The organism is Quadrisphaera granulorum (assembly GCF_003149145.1).
In the GTDB taxonomy this organism is placed as follows: domain Bacteria; phylum Actinomycetota; class Actinomycetes; order Actinomycetales; family Quadrisphaeraceae; genus Quadrisphaera; species Quadrisphaera granulorum.
Map to the genome: position 1 here is coordinate 117,974 of NZ_QGDQ01000002.1, position 21,311 is coordinate 139,284.

Genomic DNA, 21,311 nt, shown 5'->3' on the forward strand with positions numbered 1-21,311 from the left:
CTGCCTTTCCGCGGCAGCCGTGGGCATCGCCATGGTCGCCTACGGCCTGGTCGGGGTCGCCACCGACGGTGCCTGGCCGGCGGGCTTGCTGGCCTACGGCGGTGGCCTGGGCGCTCTGGTGCTCGTGCTGCACCTGGCGGTCCGCTGGCGCGCGCCCTTCGCCGATCCCCTGCTCGTCCCGGTGGCCACCCTGCTCAACGGGCTGGGGCTGGCGCTGATCCACCGCCTCGACGTTGCCCGCGACGGCTCCTTCGCCGAGCGTCAGCTCGTGTGGTCGGCCGTCGGGCTGCTGCTCACCGTCGTCGTCGTGGTCGTCCTGCGCGACCACCGCTGGCTGCGCCGGTACACGTTCACGGCGATGGTCGTCGGTCTCGTGCTGCTCGTCATGCCCCTGGTACCGCTGCTCGGCGTCAACATCAACGGGGCGCAGATCTGGGTGCGCGTTGGACCGGTCGGCTTCCAGCCGGGTGAGCTCGCCAAGATCGTGCTCACGGTGTTCTTCGCCGGGTACCTCGTCACCGCACGCGACACGCTCTCCCTGGTCGGCCCGAAGGTGCTCGGTCTGCAGCTGCCCCGCGCGCGCGACCTCGGGCCCCTCATCGTGGCCTGGCTCGCGAGCCTGGCCGTGCTCGTGCTCGAGCGCGACCTCGGCACCTCGCTGCTGTTCTTCGGGTTGTTCGTCGCGATGCTCTACGTGGCCACCCAGCGCGTGAGCTGGATCGCCATCGGCATGACGCTTTTCGTCGGTGGGGCCGTGCTGGCCTGGAGCATGTTCGACCACGTGCAGGCCCGCGTGTCCGCCTGGCTGAACCCGTTCGACGCCGAGGAGTACGACCGGAAGTTCGGCGGCAGCTTCCAGCTGGTGCAGGGGCTGTTCGGCCTGGCGAACGGTGGCCTGGTGGGCACCGGCATCGGCGAGGGACGGCCGCAGACCGTGCCGTACGCCGAGAGCGACTTCATCATCGCCACGCTGGGGGAGGAGACCGGCCTGACCGGCCTGCTCGCCGTGCTGGTGGTGTACCTCGTGCTCGTCGAGCGTGGGCTGCGCACCGCCGTGGCGGTGCGCGACGGCTTCGGCAAGCTGCTCGCCGGGGGGCTGGCCTTCGCCATCGCCCTGCAGTGCTTCGTGGTGGCCGGCGGCGTGCTGCGCGTCATCCCCCTGACCGGTCTGACCATGCCGTTCCTCGCCTACGGCGGCTCCAGCCTCGTGGCGAACTGGATGATCGTCGGGTTGCTGCTACGCATCTCCGACGCCGCTCGCAGGCCCGCGCCCGCCGTCCCGGAACCTGAGGGCACCCCCGTGGTGCCCGACGTCGCGGGCTCGGCGGAGACGCAGGTGGTGCGCCTGTGAACGCCCCGCTGCGCCGCCTGGCGATGATCGTGACGGCCATGTTCACCGCGCTCATGGTGGCCGCCACCTGGGTGCAGTTCGTCGACGCCGGTCGGCTGCGCGACGACCCACGCAACTCGCGGACCCTCTACGAGAAGCTCGGGCGAGAACGGGGTGCCATCACCACCGCCGACGGCACCGTCATCGCCCAGTCGGAGAAGGTCGACGACCGCTACCAGTACCAGCGGAAGTACCCGAAGGGTGATCTCTACTCGGCCGTCACCGGCACCTTCTCGGTGACCACCGGGGCGAGTGGCCTGGAGGCCGCTGAGGACAAGTACCTCTCCGGCACCTCCGACAGGTACTTCTTCCGGCGCGTCTCCGACCTGCTCACCGGTACCCAGCCCAGCGGGGCCGTGGTGGAGACGACGCTGCGCGACTCCGTGCAGCAGGCCGCTGCCGACGGGCTCGGCAACCAGCAGGGCGCGGTCGTGGCGCTCGACCCGAAGACCGGAGCCGTGCTGGCGCTGTACTCCTCCCCCGGGTGGGACCCCAACGCCCTGGCCTCGCACGACCGCTCCGCCGCGGCGCAGGCCAGGGCCGCGCTGGAGGCCGAGGACAGCGAGCCTCTCGTCAGCAAGGCCACGCGGCAGAGCTACCCCCCGGGCTCGACGTTCAAGCTCATCACGACGGCGGCGGCGCTGGAGAGCGGCGACTACACCGCCGACAGCCTCCTGGACGGCCCTGCGGAGCTGACGCTCCCCCAGACCTCGCGCACGTTGGCCAACGACGACGACAGGCCGTGCGGCACCGACGGGAAGACTTCGTTGGCCGACGCGCTGCGCGTCTCGTGCAACACGGCCTACGCCAGCCTGGGTATGACGCTCGGTCAGGACGTGCTGCGCGAGCAGGCCGAGAAGTTCGGGTTCAACGCCGGCTTCGACATCCCGATCGGGGTGGCGGCCAGCACGTTTCCCACCGGGCTCGACGGAGCGCAGCTCGCCCGGTCCGCCATCGGGCAGGACAGCGTGACGGCAACCCCGATGCAGATGGCCATGGTCGCCGCGGCGATCGCGAACGGTGGAGTGGTGATGCAGCCGAACCTGGTGCGCACGGTGCGCGGGCGCGACCTGGAGGTTCTCGACGCACCGTCCCCCGACGAGCGCGGGCGTGCCGTGTCACGGCAGACCGCGGCCAGCTTGACCGCCATGATGGAGGGCGTGGTGGAGTCCGGGACCGGTCGCAGGGCGCAGATTCCGGGCGTCAGCGTCGCCGGGAAGACCGGCACGGCACAGACCGTCGCCGGGGCCGCCCCGCACGCGTGGTTCACCGCCTTCGCGCCCGCGGACGACCCGAAGGTCGCCGTCGCCGTCCTCGTGGAGAACGGCGGCAACGCCGCCCAGGAGGCGTCCGGCGGAAGCGTCGCGGCCCCCATCGCCAAGTCCGTCATCCAGGCCGCCTTGGCGGCCCCGAGCTCGGGGAGCGCCGGCTGATGCGCGTCGACGCAGGCACCGTGCTGGGCAACCGGTACCAGCTGACCACCCCCATCGCCTCCGGCGGCATGGGGGAGGTCTGGGAAGCCCACGACGAGCTGCTCGGCCGCACCGTGGCCGTCAAGGTGCTGCGCAGCGAGCTCGCGAGCGACCCGGGCTTCCTGGCCCGCTTCCGCACCGAGGCCCGCAACAGCGCGCGCCTGGCGCACCCGGCGATCGCCGCCACCTACGACTACGGAGAGTCCGACGGCAGCGCGTGGCTCGTCATGGAGCTCGTGCCAGGGGAGCCGCTCAGCGACCTCCTGGCCACGCAGCACTCCGTGGAGCCGCGCCGCGCCATGCGGATCATCGCCTCGGCGGCCTCCGGCCTGGCCGCGGCGCACGAGGCCGGGATCGTCCACCGCGACGTGAAGCCCGGCAATCTCCTCGTGACCCCGACCGGCGGGGTGAAGGTCACCGACTTCGGCATCGCCAGGGCCGCCGCGGAGGCGCCGCTGACGGCTACCGGGCAGGTCATGGGGACGGCGGCGTACCTGTCCCCGGAGCAGGCCACCGGTCGGCGCGACCTGACGCCCGCCGTCGACGTCTACGCCCTCGGCGTGGTCGCCCACGAGATGCTGGCCGGGCAGCGGCCCTTCACGGGTGAGTCGCAGGTGGCGATCGCGCTGGCGCAGGTCAACGACCCGCCGCCGCCGCTGCCGTCGTCGGTGCCGCCGGGTGCGCGGGCGCTGGTCGACGCATGCCTCGCCAAGGACCCGAACGCCCGTCCTCGAAGCGCCAGCATCGTGGCCCAGGTGGCCTCTCTCATCGCCGAGGGCGACGACGCGCACGCCCAGCGGGTGCTGCGCGCGGGTCTCGGCCCGGCCGCAGCGGGTGCGGCCGGCCCGGCCGGCGCCGCGACGGGCGGAGCCACCGTGGCCCTGCCTCCGACGACTGATGCGACCCGTGCCATGGGTCCCGGTGCCGACGAGACCGTCCCGTGGCCCGAGCCTGCCGCTCCCCCGAGTCGGCGCTCGGCGCAGGCGGCTGCTGCCTACGCCGCCGGCGCGGCGACCGGAGCGGGCAGCGCCGGGGCGTTCCCCTCGACGGGCATGACCACGGGTCCGCAGAGCGCGCCCGAGCCCACCGGCCAGCGGTCGGGTCGTGGCCGGATGACCGTGCCGCTGTTGGGGCTGCTCGCGGTGCTCGTCGTCGTCCTGGCGGCGCTGGTCTACCTGACCAGCGGTTCCGGGGACCAGCAGAACACCCCGAACCCGTCGCTGGACACCCCAGCGCCCACGCAGGACAGCTCGCCCGCCCCGCGGCAGTCGACCGTCACCCAGACGGTCACCTCGTCCGCTTCGAGCGCCGCGCCGACGAGCTCAGCCCCCACGCCGAGCACGGCGGCGCCCACGGAGACCGCCAGCGAACCGACCTCCGCGCCCGCATCGACCGCCCCGGCGGAGTCGACCGCCCCGGTAACGCCGAGCACTCCGGCCAGCAGCGCCCCCGCGGCAACACCGGGCGGCACCGGCACCGCTGGAGCAGCTCCCGCCAGCGGCACCGTGCAGGGGGTGGACGGCGCGTGAACGGAACCTCCCGGGTTCTCGGAGACCGCTACGAGGTCTCCGAGCTCCTCGGGCGCGGCGGGATGGCGGAGGTCCACGCCGGGCGCGACCAGCGACTCGGCCGCCGCGTCGCGATCAAGCTGCTGCGCGCGGACATGGCCCGCGATCCGGTGTTCCAAGCACGGTTCCGCCGTGAGGCGCAGTCGACCGCAGGTCTGAACCACCCCTCGATCGTCGCCGTCTACGACACCGGTGAGGACGTCTTTACCGAGTCCGGCGGAGCGCAGGTGCGGACGCCGTACATCGTCATGGAGTACGTCGAGGGCCAGACCGTGCGCGACCTCCTCGACGAGGCCGGCGGCTCCGGGCTCGGCACGCAGCGCGCAGTGGAGATCACCACTGGGGTGCTGACGGCCCTACAGGCCGCGCACGCCGCCGGCATCGTGCACCGCGACGTCAAGCCCGCCAACGTCATGGTGACGCCCTCGGGTGGCATCAAGGTCATGGACTTCGGCATCGCCCGCGCGGTGGCCGACTCCTCCGCCACGATGACCCAGACCAGCGCCGTCATCGGCACCGCGCAGTACCTCTCCCCGGAGCAGGCGCGCGGCGAGGTGGTCGACGCCCGCACCGACCTGTACTCCACCGGCTGCCTGCTCTACGAGCTGCTGACGGGCCGCCCGCCGTTCGTGGGCGATTCCCCGGTGGCGGTGGCCTACCAGCACGTGGGGGAGCTGCCGCAGCCGCCGAGCCGGTTCAACCGCGCTGTCGACGACGAACTCGACCGCGTGGTGCTCAAGGCCCTCGCCAAGCAGCGCGACGACCGCTACGCCGACGCCGCGGAGTTCCGCGAGGACCTGCTGGCCGCCGAGGCGGGCCACGAGGTGATGGCCCCCACGGTGGCGGTCGCCCATGCCGCGGCCACCCAGCACCTGCCGACCACCACCGAGGCCACCCGCGCGGTCGCCGCCGGCGGCTTCGTGAGCCGGCGCGGCCGCAACGACCCGACGGGCCAGGCCGCTGCCGTGGACGCGCCCGTCACCGGGCAGTTCGCTGCTCAGCCGGAACCACGCCGCGGCAGCCGTGTCTTCATGGCGGTGCTCGTCGTCGTCCTGCTCGTGGTGCTTCTGCTGGTCGGCTGGCTGACCCTCCGGGCGTACCAGGAGTCGACGATGGTCACGGTGCCGACGGTGGTCGGCCAGAACGAGGAGACCGCCAGGGGGCTGCTGCGTGCCCAGGGGCTCAGCGTCAGCGGCGTGACCTCCAAAGCCGACCCCAAGCCCAGCGGCATCGTCATCGACTCCACCCCCCAGGGTGGCTCCCAGGTCAAGGCGAAGTCGTCCGTGGCGCTCGTGGTGTCCTCGGGGCCGGCCGCCGTGCAGGTGCCGGAGGTCGCCGGCCAGACCCAGGAGCAGGCGGCCGCCTCACTGCGCCGCGAAGGGCTCACGCTCGGCGACATCGCGACGCAGGACATCGCGCAGCTCCGCGCTGGCACGGTCATCTCCACGGACCCCCCCGTGGGCTCCTCCGTGGCACCGCAGACCGCCGTCAACCTCACCGTCGCCAGCGGCAAGGTGGCGGTGACGAACGTCGTCACCAAGAGCCAGGAAGACGCCGTCGCCGCGCTCACCGAACTGGGGCTGGTGCCCTCGCTCTCCCCCGCGCCGAGCGACCAGCCCCTCGGGACGGTCCTTTCGCAGACGCCGGAGAGGGGCGTCGTCGCGATCGGGAGCGTGGTGCAGCTGGTGATCTCGGGCGGCCCGACGGCCACCCAGACCCCTAGCGAGACCACCCCCAGCGACACACCGACGTCGGACCCGACGGACAGCGGAGCGCCCCCCAGCCCCAGTCAGAGCCCCTCGGGGACGGCGAGCGGCACCCCGACGCAGAACACGTCGTTGGCTCCTGAGGAGCCCGACGAGAGCCCGACGCGGACCCCCGCGGCGGCGGGCTAGGAGCGAACGGGCTAGGAGCGGGCGCGCACCAGCGGCGCCATGCCGGCGGAACGGGCCACGGCGCCGTCGTCGCCGCAGATCTCCAGCCAGTTCGCCAGGAGACGGTGACCGCCCTGCGTGAGCACCGACTCGGGGTGGAACTGCACGCCGTGCAGGGGCAGCTCGCGGTGCTGCACCGCCATCACCACCCCGCCGGTGGTCCGGCCGGTGACCACGAGCTCGTCCGGCACGGTGTCGGCCACGACGGCGAGGGAGTGGTACCGGGTGGCCGTGAAGGGCTGCGGGAGCCCATGGAGCACGCCCTGCCCCTCGTGGACGACCTCGCTGGTCTTGCCGTGCAGCAGCTCCTCCGCGTGCGTCACCGTGGCGCCGAAGACCTCCCCGAGGGCCTGGTGGCCCAGGCAGACGCCGAGCATCGGGGTGGCCGTCTCGGCGCAGCGCCGCACGAGGTCGGGGCTGGCACCGGCGTCCTTGGGCGCGCCGGGACCGGGGGAGAGAAGCACCCCGTCGACACCGTCGAGCACGTCGCCGGAGTCGAGGGCCCTCTCGAGCGCAGGGTCGTCGTTGCGGAGCACGTGGCACTGCGCACCGAGCTGCTCGAGATAGCCGACGATCGTGAAGACGAAGCTGTCGTAGTTGTCGACGACGAGCACGCGGCGGCCGGTGGAGCTCATCGCGGCACCGTAGCGTGCGCAAGCTGCAACGACCCGTCCCAGCCGGGCACGCTCACCTGCTCCTCGCTCAGCTGCCAGCCCAGCCCGACGCGCGCCACGTCGGACAGGTAGGTCTGCACCGCCGGAGAGGCGTGCACGGCCGCGCGCAGCGCCGCCGGGTCTCCCACGGCCCTCACGGTGTACGGCGGGGCGTACAGACGCCCCTGGAGGCGCAGCACGTTGCCCACGCAGCGCACCGCGGACGTGGAGACGATCCGCTGGTCCTGGAGCCCGACGGCGGTGGCGCCGCCCTCCCACAGGGCGTTGACCACCGCCTGCAGGTCCTGCTGGTGGACGATGAGGACGTCGGCCGCGATGCCGCTGGCCGCCGCCGTGTCCGCGGCGCGCGGGGCGTCGTCGAGGGTGATGACCAGCCCGGGGCCCTCCACCGGGTCGAGGCCGGCAGCGCCGGCGAGCTCGTCGGCTTCCGCCTGGAGCTGCTGGGCGGCAGGGTCGTCGACCTCCTGCCCGAGCTGGGTGACCTCCTGCTGCAACGCGGCGAGGCGGCGGTCGGCGCGCGCGACCTCGCGCTCCTGCGAGACCACCTGGCTGCGCAGGTCGCTGGTGCTGGCCCGCAGGTCCGTCCCGTCAGCGGTGCGGGCACTCGTCGCGAAGAGCACCCCCGCCAGGAGGAAGACGACGACGACGGCCAGCGTGCCCCCGCTGCCGGGCTGGATCCACCGGAGGCGCCGGGTCCGCAACCAGCGCAGCGCACGGGCCGTGCGGGCGTCGCGGGGCGGTCCTGGCTCGCGCGATGCGCGCGGTTCGCGGGGTCCGGTCGCGGGCGGCGACGCGCCGGGAGGTGCGTAGGTCACGGCTCGCCCTCCCCGCCCGGCCCGGGCGACTACCCTCGGGCGCTGACAGCCCTGCAGAGGAGGACCGGTGCCCGAGTCGAGGATACGTCGCCGTCGCGCGTGGACAGCCCCGCGCGAGAAGAGCGCCGGCCCCCGCCCGAGCCCGCGCTGGTGGGTCCCCGTGATGCTGGGGCTGATGCTCATCGGCCTGGTGTGGATCGTCGTGTACTACCTCAGCAGCGCCACCTACCCGGTGCCTGCGCTGGGTCCGTGGAACCTCGGGGTCGGCTTCGGCGTGGTGCTCGTGGGTTTCGCGATGACCACACGCTGGCGCTGACGTCGCCGTCCTGAATCCGTAGTCCTGCGCCGGATCGACCGACAAGGTCGTGCGGGAGGCGTTCAGATCAGGCCGGTGGCCGCCATCCGCGCGACGGCGGCCACCACGAGCACCGCCGCCACCGCTACCGCCCCAGCCACCTGCACGGGCGTGCGGGCGCGCTGGGGTGCGTAGGCGAACACGGCGCCCAGCGCGAGACCCGTCACGAGGCCACCCAGGTGGGCCTGCCAAGCAATGTTCGGCAGCACGAAGCCGATCGCGCCGTTGATGACGATGAGCACGACGATCTGGCCGAACTGCTGGTTGAGCTTGCGCTGCACGAGCACGAGGGCTCCAAACAGCCCAAAGACAGCTCCCGATGCGCCCACGGAGATTCCGCCCCAGCCCTCACTGGCCGGCGAGATGAGCAGGAGCGAGCCGACGGACCCGCCGAACGCCGACAGCAGGTACAACGCGGCGAAGCGGAGCCTCCCGAACTGCTGCTCGAGGTAGGAGCCGAAGATCCACACCGCGTAGAGGTTGAAGGCGATGTGGAGCAGTTGGCCGTGCAGGAACGCCGCGGTGAGGAAGCGCCAGGGCTCGGCAGCGGCGAGGAACGGGCGGAAACCGAAGAAGAACGGCAGTCCCGGGGCGACCGACGCCTGGAACAGGTAGACGACGACGCAGATTCCGATCATCGTCAGTGTGACGACGGGCCGACCGCGCCGCAGCGTTGCCCCGAACGCGGTCCGCGCCTCGCGGACACCCCGGGAGCCCTCGCGGACGCAGTCGACGCACTGGATCCCCACAGCGGCCGCCCGCTGGCACTCGGGGCACGTGGGCCGCTCGCAGCGCTGGCAGCGGACGTAGGAGACCCGGTCGGGGTGACGCGGGCAGGTGGGGTCCTGCCCGGGGGCCTGGGGCCCCCAGGCAGGATCGGTCACGGGTGGATCAGCCGTGGATCTCGGTCAGGCAGAGATCTCGACGGACTCCACGACCACCGGCTCCACCGGGCGGTCCATGGCGCCGGTGCGCACAGCGGCGATGGCGTCGACGACCTTCTTGCTCTCGTCGTCGGCCACCTCACCGAAGATCGTGTGCTTGCCCTGCAGCCACGTCGTCGGTGCGACGGTGATGAAGAACTGCGACCCGTTGGTGCCCTTGCCGCCCCGCTTGCCCGCGTTGGCCATGGCCAGCAGGTACGGCTTGGTGAAGGTCAGCTCGGGGTGGATCTCGTCGTCGAAGGTGTACCCCGGGCCGCCCGTGCCGTTCCCGACCGGGTCACCGCCCTGGATCATGAATCCCGGGATGACGCGGTGGAAGGTCAGACCGTCGAAGAACTTGTCGGTGCGCTGGGCACCGGTCTGCGGGTCGGTCCACTCCTTCTCGCCCGTCGCCAGGCCGGTGAAGTTGGCCACGGTCTTGGGCGCGTGGTCAGAGAACAGCACCACGCGGACGTCACCGTGGTTCGTGTGCAGCGTCGCCTCCATGCGCACCATCCTCGCACCCGCGCGGATCTCGCCCCCTCGCTGGGCGAGCCGCAGCGCCTCCCGGCAGGATGGGCGCCGACGGTCCGGGAGCCGGGCCCGGGAGGAGGAACGCGTGTTCGGGAGGAAGAACCGAGCGGAGCGGACCGCCGCGGCGGTCAGCCACGCCACCAAGGCGGCCGGGGCGACGCTCGCTGGCAAGGCGGAGGAGCGTGCCGCGCAGCTCGCCGGTGAGCTCGCTCTCGCCAAGAGCACCGCGAAGGGCGCAGGCCACGCCGTGGCCGCGTCGGGAGCGGCGCTGCAGGCGGGGGCGCTCAGCAGCGCACAGCGCATCGCCAAGAGCGCCGAAGACTGGAAGAAGCAGGCGGGGCCGGCAGCGGCCCAGGCCCGCGATGTCGCCTCGACGTACGCGGGTCAGGCCCTGGAGTACGTGCAGCCCAAGGTGGAGGAGGCCTACGCCAAGGCCCTGCCGCTCGTCATCGACGCGAAGGACCGGGGGCTGCGCGCCGCCGCCCCCAAGGTCGAGCAGGCTGCGGAAGCGCTGGTTCCTCGCGTCGACCACGCGCGGGACGCCATCGTCGAAGACTGGCTGCCCCGCGCCGTGGCCGCCGTCGGCGCCGCGGCTGCTGCCGCTGCGACCAAGGCGAGCGAGGCCACCGATGCGGCGGCCACGAGCACCACCGCGGGCCTGAAGAAGGTCAGCGGTAGCCCGCTGATCAGCGCCAAGGCAGCCCGCAAGGCCGCCCGTCGTCGTCGTACACGCCGCTTCCTGCTCTTCACGGGCATTGCGGGCGCTGCCGGTGCCGCGGGGTGGGCCGTGTGGAAGTCTCGCCAGCAGGCCGTGGTCGACCCGTGGGTGCCGGCCACCGCGCCCGGTACGGGCGTCAGCACCGCTCCGGGCGACCAGAGCCGCCTGTCGTCCGCCACGCCGGGCAGCTCGCCCAGCGCCGGGGCGCCGCTGGGCTCGGGCTCCGCCGCGAGCACGTCGGCCGACGTCGACACGCCGTCCGCTGACGGCTCGTCGACGGCGCAGAAGGCCGCTGCCACCGCGAGTTCCGCGGCCAGCTCGGCCGCGAGCACCGTCAAGGAGACCGTCGAGAAGGCCGCCGACGCAGCCAAGGAGACGGCTGCCAAGGCGGCAGACTCCGTGAAGGAGACCGCCGAGAAGGTGACGGAGAAGGCTCCGGAGGGCGCCAAGAGCAGCCCCCAGGCCACTCCTTCGACCAGCCCTGCGACCAGCCCGGCGCCTTCGCCGAAGGCACCGACCACGGGCTCGACGCCGGCCTCGCCGTCGTCCAACCGGCCCCGGCCTCAGCCCCAGCAGCCTCGCAAGCCGGGCTCCGGAGCCTGACTCTCGAAGCACACGAGGGCCGGTCACCCTGCAGGGTGACCGGCCCTCGTGCTGTTCTCCATCAACCGCCGGGTGTCTCCGAGTGGAGGCGAGGGGACTCGAACCCCTAACCCCCTGCATGCAAAGCAGGTGCGCTACCAATTGCGCCACGCCCCCGGGGGCACGTCTGGTGGGCCTAACAGGACTTGAACCTGTGACCTCTTCCTTATCAGGGAAGCGCTCTAACCAACTGAGCTATAGGCCCGGGCCGGGCGCGAGGCACCCGGGTGGAACGAGATTACCGCACTGCGCGGGTCAGTCGTCGCTGAGGGTCAGACGGACACCGCCCACCAGGCCACTGGCGAGGTTGTAGAGCAGTGCGCTCAGCGTGCTGAGGAGGGTGAGCAGGACGACGTCGACGACCGCCAGGAACACGGTGACCGACAGCACCCGCGACAGGCTGAGCAGGTCGGCGACGCGGAAGTTGCTCTCCGAGCCGACGACGTCGCTGATGACGCTGTCGAGCTGGGCGAAGACACCCATGCCGTTGAGGATCGACCACAGCACGGTGACCGCCACGACGGCGATGATCCCCAGTGCCACCGACAGCAGGAACGCCAGCCGCGCTACGGACCACAGGCTGACCCTCGACAGGCTCAGCCGTACCCGGCGTGGCGCGTCGGCGACAGGTGCACTGGGCGCCGGTTCAGCCGGCTCCCCGCCGCGCGCCGAGGCGGACGTGCCGGGCTGACGCGCCGCCGTCGCCCCTGCCGCCGCGGAGATGCCGGCCGGGCGCTGCCCCACGGTGGTGCGTGCGGCCGCTCCGGCTCCGCTCCGAGGACCGCTGCCGAGCGGGCTCCGCCCGGCGGCACCGGCCGACCCCGCTGACCCTGCCGATCCGGAAGGCCCCGGTGTCGACGAGCTTGCGGAACCCGTGGTCGATGACGGACGGGGAGCACCGCCGGGACGCGACCCGAGGGGGGCGCGGGAGGCGCCTCCCGCGCTGGTGCGGGGTGCTCCGCTCCCGCCGGCACCCGCGGCTCCCCCGGGCGTGCTGCCCGACGGTGTGCTCGCAGACGACGAGGTCGACGGAGTGGACGCGGGCCGCCCTCCGGGCCGGGGGGAGTCTCGGGCGTCAGTCTTCTCCGACGGGCTCACGCCCCACCTCCGGGCTCAGGCTCAGGGTCGTTCGACGGTACGGCATCCGGACCGTCGTCACCGTTCGCCGCGCCCGGTGCCGCGCCGTCCTCGGAGGAGATCTCCTCTTCGACGGCTCGCTCGGCGTTACGCGCCACCAGGAGGATCTGGTCGCCGTTGTCGACCTTGGCGAAGCTCACGCCCATCGTGTCCCGGCCGGTGGCGCGGACCTCGGCGGCGTGGCTGCGGACCACCTTGCCGCTGGCCATGACCACGAGCACCTCGTCCTCGTCGCCCACGAGGAGCACGCCGGCCAGGTCACCGCCGCGCTCGGACGGCTTGGCCACCCGGACGCCGTACCCACCGCGGCCCTGGACGCGGTACTGGTCGACGGCGGTGCGCTTGGCCATCCCCGAGGCGAACACCACGAAGACGTCGGCGGTGGTGTCGTCGCGGACGGCGTCCATTGCCAGCAGCTCGTCACCGTCGCGGAACCGCATGCCCGTGACGCCGGAGGTAGCGCGGCCCATGGGCCGCAGGGCGTCGTCGGAGGCGGTGAAGCGGACCGACTGGCCCTGGCGGGAGACGAGGAGCAGGTCGTCCTCGTCACCCACGAGGCGCGCGGAGACCAGTTCGTCACCGTCACGCAGGTTGATGGCGACGACGCCGCCCGAACGCGGGGAGTCGTACTCGGACAGCCGCGTCTTCTTCACCAGGCCACTGCGGGTGGCCAGCACGAGGAACGGCGCCTGCGCGTAGTCGCGCAGGTCGAGCACCTGGGCGATGGTCTCCCCCGGCTGGAACGCCAGCAGGTTGGCCACGTGCTGGCCGCGGGCATCACGGCCGCCCTCGGGCAGCTCGTGCGCCTTGGCCCGGTAGACCCGGCCGTAGTTGGTGAAGAAGAGCAGCCAGTGGTGCGTCGTCGTCGTGAAGAAGGAGTTCACCACGTCATCCGCGCGCAGCGCGGCGCCGCGCACCCCCTTGCCGCCGCGGCGCTGGGCGCGGTAGGCGTCGACACGGGTGCGCTTGGCGTACCCGCCGGACGTGATCGTCACGACCACGTCTTCTTCGGGGATGAGGTCTTCGACGCTCATGTCGCCCTCGAACGGGACGATCCGGGTGCGTCGGTCGTCGCCGTACTTGGCGACGATCTCACCGAGCTCGTCACCGACGATGGTCCGCTGACGTGCGGGCCGGGCGAGGATGTCCTCGAAGTCGGTGATCTGCGCGACGAGGGCGTCGTACTCGTCGATGATCCGCTGGCGCTCCAGGGCGGCCAGGCGGCGCAGCTGCATCTCGAGGATGGCGTTCGCCTGGATCTCGTCGATGTCGAGCAGGCCCATGAGGCCGGTGCGGGCGTCCTCGGTGGTGGCCGAGGCGCGGATCAGGGCGATGACCGCGTCGAGGGCGTCGAGGGCCTTGAGCTGGCCCTGGAGGATGTGCGCGCGCTGCTGCGCCCGCCGTAGGCGGAACTGGGTCCGCCGGACGATGACCTCGAGCTGGTGGGTGATCCAGTGCGTGACGAAGGCGTTGAGGGGCAGCGTGCGGGGCACGCCGTCGACCAGCGCCAGCATGTTCGCGCTGAAGTTCTCCTGCAGCGGCGTGTGCTTGTAGAGGTTGTTGAGCACCACCTTGGCCACGGCGTCGCGCTTGAGCACGATGACGAGGCGCTGGCCGGTCTTTCCCGAGGTCTCGTCGCGTACGTCGGCGATGCCGGCGATACGGCCGGTGTTCGCCAGTTCGGCGATCTTGGTGGCGAGGTTGTCGGGGTTGACCTGGTACGGCAGCTCCGTCACCACCAGGCACTGGCGGTTCTGGATCTCCTCGACGGCGACGACGGCGCGCATCGGCACGCTGCCCCGGCCCGTCCGGTACATGTCCTCGATGCCGGAGCGGCCGAGGATGGTCGCAGCGGTGGGGAAGTCAGGGCCCTGGATCCGCGCCAGCAGCGCGTCGAGGAGCTCCTCCTCGTCGGCGTCGGGGTGCTCCAGCGCCCACTGGACGCCGTCGGCCACCTCCCGCAGGTTGTGCGGCGGGATGTTCGTGGCCATGCCCACCGCGATGCCCGCCGAGCCGTTGACCAGCAGGTTCGGGAAGCGCGACGGCAGGACGTCGGGCTCCAGCTCGCGGCCGTCGTAGTTGGGCGAGAAGTCGACGGTCTCCTCGTCGATGTCCCGCACCATCTCCAGCGCCAGCGGCGCCATGCGGCACTCGGTGTACCGGGGGGCGGCCGCGGAGTCGTTGCCGGGGGAGCCGAAGTTGCCCTGGCCGGCCACCAGCGGATACCGCAGCGACCAGTCCTGCGCGAGGCGCACGAGGGCGTCGTAGATGGCCGTGTCGCCGTGGGGGTGGTAGTTCCCCATGACGTCGCCGACGACGCGCGCGCACTTGGAGTACGGCCGGTCGGGACGGTAGCCGCCGTCCCACATCGCGTAGAGCACGCGGCGGTGCACGGGCTTGAGGCCGTCGCGCACGTCGGGCAGTGCCCGGCTCACGATGACGCTCATCGCGTAGTCGAGGTACGACCGCTGCATCTCCAGCTGCAGGTCGACCTGCTCGATCCGGTCCCCGCCTGACGACTCCGCGGGGGCGACCGTTCCGTTCGGGGGCTCAGACATCGAGGAACCTCACGTCGTGGGCGTTGCGCTGGATGAACGAGCGCCGGGAGTCGACGTCCTCGCCCATGAGCACCGCGAAGATGGAGTCGGCCGCGGCGGCGTCGTCGAGGGTGACCCGGCGCAGGGTGCGGTGGGCGCGGTCCATGGTGGTCCGCGCGAGCTCGTCCCAGTTCATCTCGCCGAGCCCCTTGTACCGCTGCACGCCACCCTCCTTGGGCAGCCGGCCGCCGTTCGCCTGGCCCTCCGCGAGGAAGGCGTCGCGTTCGCGGTCGGAGAAGACGAAGTCGTGCTCACGGTTGGACCACTTGATCCGATAGAGCGGGGGCTGGGCCAGGTAGACATGACCCATCTCCACCAGCGGACGCATGTACCGGAACAGCAGCGTCAGCAGCAGCGTGGTGATGTGCTGGCCGTCGACGTCGGCGTCGGCCATGAGAATGATCTTGTGGTAGCGCAGCTTGGAGATGTCGAACTCCTCGCCGATGCCGGTGCCGAACGCCGTGATGAGCGCCTGCACCTCCTGGTTGCCCAGGGCCTTGTCGAGGCGGGCCTTCTCAACGTTGAGGATCTTGCCGCGGATCGGCAGGATCGCCTGCGTCTCCGGGTCGCGTCCCTTCACGGCCGAGCCACCGGCGGAGTCACCCTCGACGATGAACACCTCGCAGCGCGAGGGGTCGTTCGAGGAGCAGTCGCGCAGCTTGCCCGGCAGACCGATGCCGTCCATGAGGCCCTTGCGACGCGTCGCCTCGCGGGCCTTGCGGGCCGCCATGCGCGCCACGGAGGCGCTGATCGCCTTGCGGACCACGGCCTTGGCCTCGGCCGGGTTGCGCTCCAGCCAGTCGGAAAGGTTCTCGGTCATCCGGTTCTGGACGAAGCCCTTGACCTCGGTGTTGCCGAGCTTGGTCTTGGTCTGGCCCTCGAACTGCGGCTCGCCGAGCTTGACGGAGACGACGGCGGTCAGGCCCTCGCGCACGTCGTCTCCAGTGAGGTTCTCGTCCTTCTCCTTGAGGAGGTTGTTGGCGCGCGCGTACCGGTTGACCAGGGCGGTCAGCGCGGCGCGGAAGCCCTCCTCGTGGGTGCCGCCCTCGTGGGTGTTGATGACGTTGGCGTAGGTGTGGACGCTCTCCGAGTAGCCGGTGGTCCACTGCATCGCCACCTCGACGGACATGCCGCGGTCGGTGTCTTCCGCTTCGAAGGAGATCACCGAGTCGTGGACAGCCTCGGACCGCTTCTGGTGGTTGAGGTGCTTGACGTAGTCGACCAGGCCACCGTCGTAGCGGTAGGTCACCGAGCGGGTCTTGCTCGTAGAGGAGGCCTCGTCACCGTCGGGGTCTGACTCGGTGACCGTCGGGCGCTCGTCGGTGAGCTTCAGTTCGAGGCCACGGTTGAGGAAGGCGTACTGCTGCAGGCGCGAGCGCAGCGTCTCGTAGTCGAAGACCGTCGTCTCGAAGGTCTCCTTGCTGGGCCAAAACGTCACCGTGGTACCGGTGGTCTCGCACTCCTCGCCCTGCTCCAGCGGGGCCTCGGGCACGCCGTGACGGTACGCCTGGCGCCACACGTGGCCCTGGCGGCGCACCTCCACCTCGACGCGGCGGGAGAGGGCGTTGACCACGGAAATGCCCACGCCGTGGAGGCCACCGGAGACGGCGTAGCCGCCACCCCCGAACTTGCCGCCCGCGTGCAGCACGGTCAGCACCACCTCGACGGCGGGCTTGCCCTCCGAGGGGATGACGTCGACCGGGATACCGCGGCCGTCGTCGATGACGCGGACACCGCCGTCGGCCAGGAGGGTCACGTCGATGGACGTGGCGTGGCCGGCGAGGGCCTCGTCGACGGAGTTGTCGACCACCTCCCACACGAGGTGGTGAAGACCCCGCTCACCGGTCGAGCCGATGTACATGCCGGGTCGTTTGCGGACCGCCTCCAGCCCCTCGAGGACCTGGATGTTGCTGGCGTCGTACGTGGGGGACGACGGTGCCGGGCCGCTCGCGCGGTGGTGCTCCTCCGGCTGCTCGGCCAGAGGCTGCAGAAGCGCCTCGGGCACGGGTGTCGCGTCGTCTGTGGGGTCGGCCACGGTCCTCCTCGCGCAGGAACGCGCTCGGGGGCGCGCACGGGTCTCCATCCTATGTCGTCCCCCGGACGGGTCGTCGCCGGACGCGCTCGTCCGGCCCCCAGCACCCCGTCTACGGCCCGTGGAAGCCCCCCAGCCGGCCGAACAGACCCGCGGACGTGTCCGGGGTCCGCCCCGGGTCTCCGAAACCCGCTCCGCGCCGATGCGCCGTGCCCCAGCGCTGCGCTCGGGCGGTGGGCGGGAAGTCAGCCGTAGGTGTCGCGCGGACCGCGCCCGCCTGCCGAGCGGCTGCCTGCCCGCCAGGACGGACCAGCGGGGCCGCGCACCACCAGACGCGTCACCACGCCCTCACCGAGCTCCTCACCCAGACGCCGCAGCACGGTCGCGGTGAGCATCCGGACCTGGGTGGCCCAGGCGGTGGAGTCGGCACGGACGACGAGCTCGCCCTCGGAGAAGGTCTCCGGCTGGCAGTGGGCGGCCACTTCGGCGCCGACGACGTCGGCCCAGCGCCCCATCACCCCGCCGATGGCCACCGGAGTGCGCCAGCCGCGCTCGCTGACCAGCCGGCCGATGCTGGAAGCAACGGTCTGCGGGTCGCGGGCGTCGGGCCGCGCCCCGGTGCGACCGCTGTCCCGGCCTCCGGCACCGCGTGCCGCCCCGCCGCCGGTCGCCCCCCCGGCGCTGCCGCCCTGACCGGAGCGGCCTGTCGGCGGCAGCGATCCGGGCCGCCCCGGACGAGCGCCGCGGGCGCGCGCCGCGGCCCGCGCCCGGTGAAGGGCCGTGGCGGCGGCGTCGGGCAGCTCCTCGGGGGCCGGAAGTGCATCGGGGTCGACCGGAGGGCCACCGGCTGAGTCACCCTGCTGGTCATCCGACGGACCACCCCGCGGGCCACCCGGCTGGCCGGGCACGTCAGGCCTCCACGGTGCCGGAGCGCACCTGCAGCCGGCGACCGGCCAGCTCCGGCGGTACGTCCTCGGCCACGGCCGCGGTGATGAGGACCTGCTCGGCGGGGGCCACCAGCGCCGCGAGGCGCTGCCGACGGCCGGCGTCGAGCTCGGCGAAGACGTCGTCCAGGACGAGCACCGGCTCGCTGGCCGGGTCCTTCGGACCCTCGCCGCTGAGCAGCTCGTACAGGCCAAGCCGCAGCGCCAGCGCGTACGACCAGGACTCACCGTGGCTGGCGTACCCCCGCGCCGGCAGGCCCGAGAGCTCCAGCAGCAGGTCGTCGCGCTGGGGGCCCACCAGCGACGTCCCCCGCTCCAGCTCCTCGGTGCGGACCTGGGCCATCTGCTCCAGCAGCGCCTGGGCTAGTTCGGCGCGCGGCGGCAGTTCTGCGTCGGAGGCGAGGTCGAGGTCGGCGAGCAGCGGCAGGCTGCTGCGGTAGGCCAGCCGCACGGGTCCCTCGACGTCCTGATCGGTGCCCTGACCGGTGGTCTGGCCCGCGCCGCTCACCGCGGCGTAGGCGCGGGCGACGTGGGGGTGGAGGCGGCGCACGAGCAGCAGGCGGGCGGCGAGCAGCTCCGCGCCGGCGGCGGCGAGGTGGGTGTCCCAGACGTCCAGCGTCGCGGCTTCGGCGGCGGCGGCGTCGTCCCAACCGGCGGCCGCAGCCGCCTGGGCGGCGCGCTCGCGTGCCCGTGCGGAGCCGCCGGTGCGGGACCGGCCGCCACGGCGCGTCGATGCGGCCTGGCGCAGCAGCGCCCCGCGCTGCTTGAGCACCCTGTCGAGGTCAGCCTTGACCCCGGCGAGCCGTGGAGCCAGAGCGACCAGGGCGTCGTCCATGAAGCGGCGCCGCCCGTCGGGGTCGCCCTTGACCAGGGCGAGGTCCTCGGGGGCGAACAGCACCGTGCGCAGCGACCCCAGGACGTCCCGGGGCCGCTGCAGCGGTGAGCGGTTGAGGCGGGCGCGGTTGGCGCGCCCCGGGGAGATCTCCACCTCGACCAGCGTGGAGCGCCCCGCCCTGTCGACGGCGGCGCGCACCACCGCCCGCGCCGCCCCGGCACGCACCAGAGGTGCGTCCGTGGCGGCGCGGTGGCTGCCGAGCGTCGCGACGTAGCCGACCGCCTCGACGAGGTTGGTCTTCCCCTGCCCGTTGGGCCCGACCAGGGCGGTCGGGCCCGGGCCGAGCTCAACCTCCGCCTCCGTGTAGTTGCGGAAGTCGACCAGGGACAGGTGCGTGACGTGCACCCGTCCCCGCTCTCAGTGGGAGGTGGAGCCGGTGCCCGAGCTGGGACCGGCCTCGGCGACGCTGGCCTCGCCACCGAAGGACTCCACCGCGTGACCGCCGAACTGGTTGCGCAGCGCGGCGACGGCCTTCATGGCCGGGGAGTCGTCCTGGCGGGAGGCGAAGCGGGCGAAGAGCGAGGCGGTGATCGCCGGCATCGGCACGGACTCGAGGATGGCCTCCTCGACCGTCCAGCGGCCCTCGCCGGAGTCGTTCACGTACCCGCGGATGTGCGGGAGGTTGGCGCCCTCCTGCTCCATGGCGCGCACGAGCAGGTCGAGCAGCCAGGAACGGACCACGGTGCCGCGCGTCCAGGCCTTGAAGCAGCCGGTGACGTCGGTGACGATGTCCTTGGCGGTGAGCAGCTCGAAGCCCTCGGCGTAGGACTGCATGAGCCCGTACTCGATGCCGTTGTGGACCATCTTCGCGTAGTGGCCGGCGCCGACGGCTCCAGCGTGCACGAAGCCCTCCTCGCGGGGGCCCTCGGGGCGCAGCGCGTCGAAGACGGGCATGAGGCGCTCGACGAGGGCGGCCTCGCCGCCGCACATGAGGCCGTAGCCGTTGTCCAGGCCCCAGATGCCGCCCGAGACGCCGCAGTCGACGAAGCCGATGCCGACCTCGGCGAGGGAAGCGGCGTGCGCGGCGTCGTCGGTGTACTTGGAGTTGCCGCCGTCGATGACGACGTCGCCCTCGGACAGCAGCCCCTTGAGCTGGTCGACGACGCTCTGGGTGATCGCACCAGCCGGGACCATCACCCACACGGCGCGGGGCGTCGGGAGCGCCGCGACGAGGGCCTCCAGGCTCTCCACGTCGGACAGCTCCGGGTTGTTGTCGAAGCCGGTGACCTCGATTCCTCCGCGGCGCAGGCGCGTGCGCATGTTGCCGCCCATCTTGCCAAGACCGACGAGACCGATGTGCACGGAAAACCTCCGGGGAAGGGGAAGTGGTGTGTGACGCAGGCGGGTCCGGTAACGCTCAGCGTGCTACGGCAGGTCCGGAGTTGTGCCTCCGCCCCCCCGCCACTAGTGCGTCCCACCGTTGCATCGAACGGGTGACGCGAAAGCTTTAGCCGGCCAACCTCACGGGCATGAGCAGGTACCGGTAGTGGTCGCTGGAATCGCCGTCTTCCTCGAGCTGACCGGTCAGGACGGCGGGCTTGGTGGGCACCGTGAACGAAAGCCTCACGTAGGGCGTGCTGAGCGCCAGCAGCCCGTCCAGGAGGAATTGCGGGTTGAAAGCGATCGTGACGTCGTCGCCGTGGAGCTGGGCGGTGATCGCCTCCGAGGCCTGCGCGTCCTCGCCGTCGCCTGCCTCGAGGACCACCTGGCCCTCCGTGAAGGACAACCGCACGGGGCGGCTGCGCTCGGCGACCAGGGCGACGCGGCGAACGGCCTCGACCAGGGCGGGCACGGAGACGACGGCGGAGATCGGGGACTCGGCCGGGAACAGTGAGCGGACCTTGGGGTAGTCACCGTCGACGAGCAGCGACGTGGTGCGCCGTCCCCCGGCTTCGAAGCCCACCAACCCGGAACCGCCGCGGCCGCGGCCTTCGACGGCGGCGTCCGGGGACAGCGCCACCACGACCTCACCGCTCCCCATGGCACGGGCGACCTCGGAGAGGGTCCTGGCGCGGACGAGCGCCGAGGACGACGCTCCGCCGGAGCCGGCGCTCCACGGCAGCGTGCGCACCGCCAGGCGGTAGCGGTCGGTGGCCAGGAGCGTCAGCTCGTCGCCCTCGATCTCGACGCGAACTCCCGTCAGGACCGGGAGCGTCTCGTCTCGGCTGGCCGCGACCACCACCTGAGCGACCGCAGAGGCGAAGACGTCACCGGCGACGGAGCCGAGCACGTCCGGCATCGCGGGCAGGGTCGGGTAGTCATCCACCGGCATGGTGAGCAGCGTGAAGCGGCTCGACCCGCACGTGACGACGACGCGAGGCCCCTGCAGGGAGACCTGGACCGGCTGCCCCGGCAGGGAGCGGGCGATGTCGGCCAGCAGGCGCCCGGAGACGAGTACCCGGCCGGGCTCGTGGACCTCGGCGGAGACCTCCACGTGCGCGGAGACCTCGTAGTCGAAGCTGGACAGCTTGAGGACCCCGGGTTCGGTGGCCTCCAGGAGGACCCCGGACAGCACCGGTACGGGCGGACGTGCGGGCAGGGTCCTCGCCGTCCATCCGACGGCGTCGGCCAGGACGTCGCGCTCGACCCCGAACCTCACGGGTCCACCTCCATGCGTGCTGCGTGCCCGCTTCATGTCTCTGCGCCCTGGATGGGCCCCGATCGGCGAGGGTAACGGTGTG

Annotated in this window: 17 protein-coding genes and 2 tRNA genes; 6 read left to right on the forward strand and 13 right to left on the reverse strand. The window is 72.5% G+C overall.

The window, feature by feature from the left end; genetic code table 11:
- Nucleotides 1-31 precede the first annotated feature (31 nt).
- From BXY45_RS02925 to pknB, 4 genes are read left to right on the forward strand one after another with little or no spacing between them, the layout of a single operon-like run.
- Nucleotides 32-1,351 (forward strand): FtsW/RodA/SpoVE family cell cycle protein, encoded by a 1,320-nt coding sequence (locus tag BXY45_RS02925; RefSeq protein WP_109772947.1) that lies wholly within the window; start codon nucleotides 32-34, stop codon nucleotides 1,349-1,351.
- Nucleotides 1,348-2,823, forward strand: a complete 1,476-nt coding sequence (locus tag BXY45_RS02930; protein WP_109772816.1) for a peptidoglycan D,D-transpeptidase FtsI family protein — start codon at nucleotides 1,348-1,350, stop codon at nucleotides 2,821-2,823. The genes BXY45_RS02925 and BXY45_RS02930 overlap by 4 nt, the downstream gene beginning before the upstream one ends.
- On the forward strand, nucleotides 2,823-4,391 hold the full coding sequence (locus BXY45_RS23695; protein WP_211319175.1) for a serine/threonine-protein kinase: 1,569 nt from the start codon (nucleotides 2,823-2,825) through the stop codon (nucleotides 4,389-4,391). The genes BXY45_RS02930 and BXY45_RS23695 overlap by 1 nt, the downstream gene beginning before the upstream one ends.
- Nucleotides 4,388-6,325 (forward strand): Stk1 family PASTA domain-containing Ser/Thr kinase, encoded by a 1,938-nt coding sequence (pknB, locus tag BXY45_RS02940; RefSeq protein WP_109772817.1) that lies wholly within the window; start codon nucleotides 4,388-4,390, stop codon nucleotides 6,323-6,325. The genes BXY45_RS23695 and pknB overlap by 4 nt, the downstream gene beginning before the upstream one ends.
- A gap of 11 nt (nucleotides 6,326-6,336) precedes the next feature.
- Here the strand turns inward: pknB and BXY45_RS02945 are convergent, their stop codons facing one another.
- Complete coding sequence (locus BXY45_RS02945; RefSeq protein WP_109772818.1) at nucleotides 6,337-6,999, reverse strand: aminodeoxychorismate/anthranilate synthase component II; 663 nt, start codon at nucleotides 6,997-6,999, stop codon at nucleotides 6,337-6,339.
- A complete protein-coding gene (locus BXY45_RS02950; protein ID WP_245961619.1) occupies nucleotides 6,996-7,853 on the reverse strand; it encodes a DUF881 domain-containing protein in 858 nt (285 codons plus the stop codon). Before BXY45_RS02950 ends, BXY45_RS02945 begins: the two co-directional genes overlap by 4 nt.
- A 67-nt stretch (nucleotides 7,854-7,920) precedes the next feature.
- Here BXY45_RS02950 and BXY45_RS02955 point away from each other — a divergent pair, with 67 nt between their 5' ends.
- Nucleotides 7,921-8,169 (forward strand): cell division protein CrgA, encoded by a 249-nt coding sequence (locus BXY45_RS02955; RefSeq protein ID WP_109772819.1) that lies wholly within the window; start codon nucleotides 7,921-7,923, stop codon nucleotides 8,167-8,169.
- A 62-nt stretch (nucleotides 8,170-8,231) separates the two neighbouring features.
- On the opposite strand, the gene BXY45_RS02960 is transcribed toward BXY45_RS02955, so the two are convergent.
- Both BXY45_RS02960 and BXY45_RS02965 read right to left on the reverse strand, forming a co-directional pair.
- On the reverse strand, nucleotides 8,232-9,092 hold the full coding sequence (locus BXY45_RS02960; protein WP_109772820.1) for a rhomboid family intramembrane serine protease: 861 nt from the start codon (nucleotides 9,090-9,092) through the stop codon (nucleotides 8,232-8,234).
- 24 nt (nucleotides 9,093-9,116) lie between these two features.
- Complete coding sequence (locus BXY45_RS02965; protein WP_109772821.1) at nucleotides 9,117-9,638, reverse strand: peptidylprolyl isomerase; 522 nt, start codon at nucleotides 9,636-9,638, stop codon at nucleotides 9,117-9,119.
- 112 nt (nucleotides 9,639-9,750) lie between these two features.
- Between BXY45_RS02965 and BXY45_RS02970 the strand changes: the two genes are divergently transcribed.
- Entirely contained in the window at nucleotides 9,751-10,986 is a 1,236-nt protein-coding gene (locus tag BXY45_RS02970; protein ID WP_109772822.1) for a hypothetical protein, read from the forward strand.
- 83 nt (nucleotides 10,987-11,069) lie between these two features.
- Here the strand turns inward: BXY45_RS02970 and BXY45_RS02975 are convergent.
- The 9 genes from BXY45_RS02975 to dnaN all read right to left on the reverse strand — a co-directional run bounded on the left by BXY45_RS02975 (nucleotide 11,070) and on the right by dnaN (nucleotide 21,229).
- Nucleotides 11,070-11,142 (reverse strand) — tRNA-Ala (locus BXY45_RS02975).
- A gap of 11 nt (nucleotides 11,143-11,153) precedes the next feature.
- Nucleotides 11,154-11,230: transfer RNA gene (locus tag BXY45_RS02980), tRNA-Ile, on the reverse strand.
- A 50-nt stretch (nucleotides 11,231-11,280) separates the two neighbouring features.
- A complete protein-coding gene (locus tag BXY45_RS02985; RefSeq protein ID WP_109772823.1) occupies nucleotides 11,281-11,769 on the reverse strand; it encodes a DUF3566 domain-containing protein in 489 nt (162 codons plus the stop codon).
- 350 nt (nucleotides 11,770-12,119) lie between these two features.
- On the reverse strand, nucleotides 12,120-14,720 hold the full coding sequence (gyrA, locus tag BXY45_RS02990) for a DNA gyrase subunit A (RefSeq protein ID WP_109772824.1): 2,601 nt from the start codon (nucleotides 14,718-14,720) through the stop codon (nucleotides 12,120-12,122).
- Nucleotides 14,713-16,842 (reverse strand): DNA topoisomerase (ATP-hydrolyzing) subunit B, encoded by a 2,130-nt coding sequence (gene gyrB, locus BXY45_RS02995; protein WP_109772825.1) that lies wholly within the window; start codon nucleotides 16,840-16,842, stop codon nucleotides 14,713-14,715. The genes gyrA and gyrB overlap by 8 nt, the downstream gene beginning before the upstream one ends.
- A gap of 194 nt (nucleotides 16,843-17,036) precedes the next feature.
- Complete coding sequence (locus tag BXY45_RS03000; protein ID WP_211319176.1) at nucleotides 17,037-17,699, reverse strand: DciA family protein; 663 nt, start codon at nucleotides 17,697-17,699, stop codon at nucleotides 17,037-17,039.
- Nucleotide 17,700: 1 nt separating this feature from the next.
- Nucleotides 17,701-18,975 carry a DNA replication/repair protein RecF gene (locus BXY45_RS03005; RefSeq protein ID WP_109772826.1) on the reverse strand — a complete coding sequence of 425 codons (1,275 nt, stop codon included), beginning with the start codon at nucleotides 18,973-18,975 and terminating at the stop codon, nucleotides 17,701-17,703.
- Nucleotides 18,976-18,987: 12 nt separating this feature from the next.
- Nucleotides 18,988-19,932: a phosphogluconate dehydrogenase (NAD(+)-dependent, decarboxylating) gene (gene gnd / locus BXY45_RS03010; RefSeq protein WP_109772827.1), complete on the reverse strand. Its 945-nt coding sequence runs from the start codon at nucleotides 19,930-19,932 to the stop codon at nucleotides 18,988-18,990.
- 145 nt (nucleotides 19,933-20,077) lie between these two features.
- Entirely contained in the window at nucleotides 20,078-21,229 is a 1,152-nt protein-coding gene (gene dnaN / locus BXY45_RS03015) for a DNA polymerase III subunit beta (RefSeq protein WP_109772828.1), read from the reverse strand.
- Nucleotides 21,230-21,311: the final 82 nt, after the last annotated feature.

Coding starts and splice junctions, on each gene's coding strand:
- BXY45_RS02925 (WP_109772947.1), top strand. CDS start 32: ATGGTCGCCTACGGCCTGGTCGGGGTCGCCACCGACGGTGCCTGGCCG.
- BXY45_RS23695 (WP_211319175.1), top strand. CDS start 2,823: ATGCGCGTCGACGCAGGCACCGTGCTGGGCAACCGGTACCAGCTGACC.
- BXY45_RS02945 (WP_109772818.1), bottom strand. CDS start 6,999: ATGAGCTCCACCGGCCGCCGCGTGCTCGTCGTCGACAACTACGACAGC.
- BXY45_RS02965 (WP_109772821.1), bottom strand. CDS start 9,638: ATGGAGGCGACGCTGCACACGAACCACGGTGACGTCCGCGTGGTGCTG.
- gyrA (WP_109772824.1), bottom strand. CDS start 14,720: ATGTCTGAGCCCCCGAACGGAACGGTCGCCCCCGCGGAGTCGTCAGGC.
- gyrB (WP_109772825.1), bottom strand. CDS start 16,842: ATGGAGACCCGTGCGCGCCCCCGAGCGCGTTCCTGCGCGAGGAGGACC.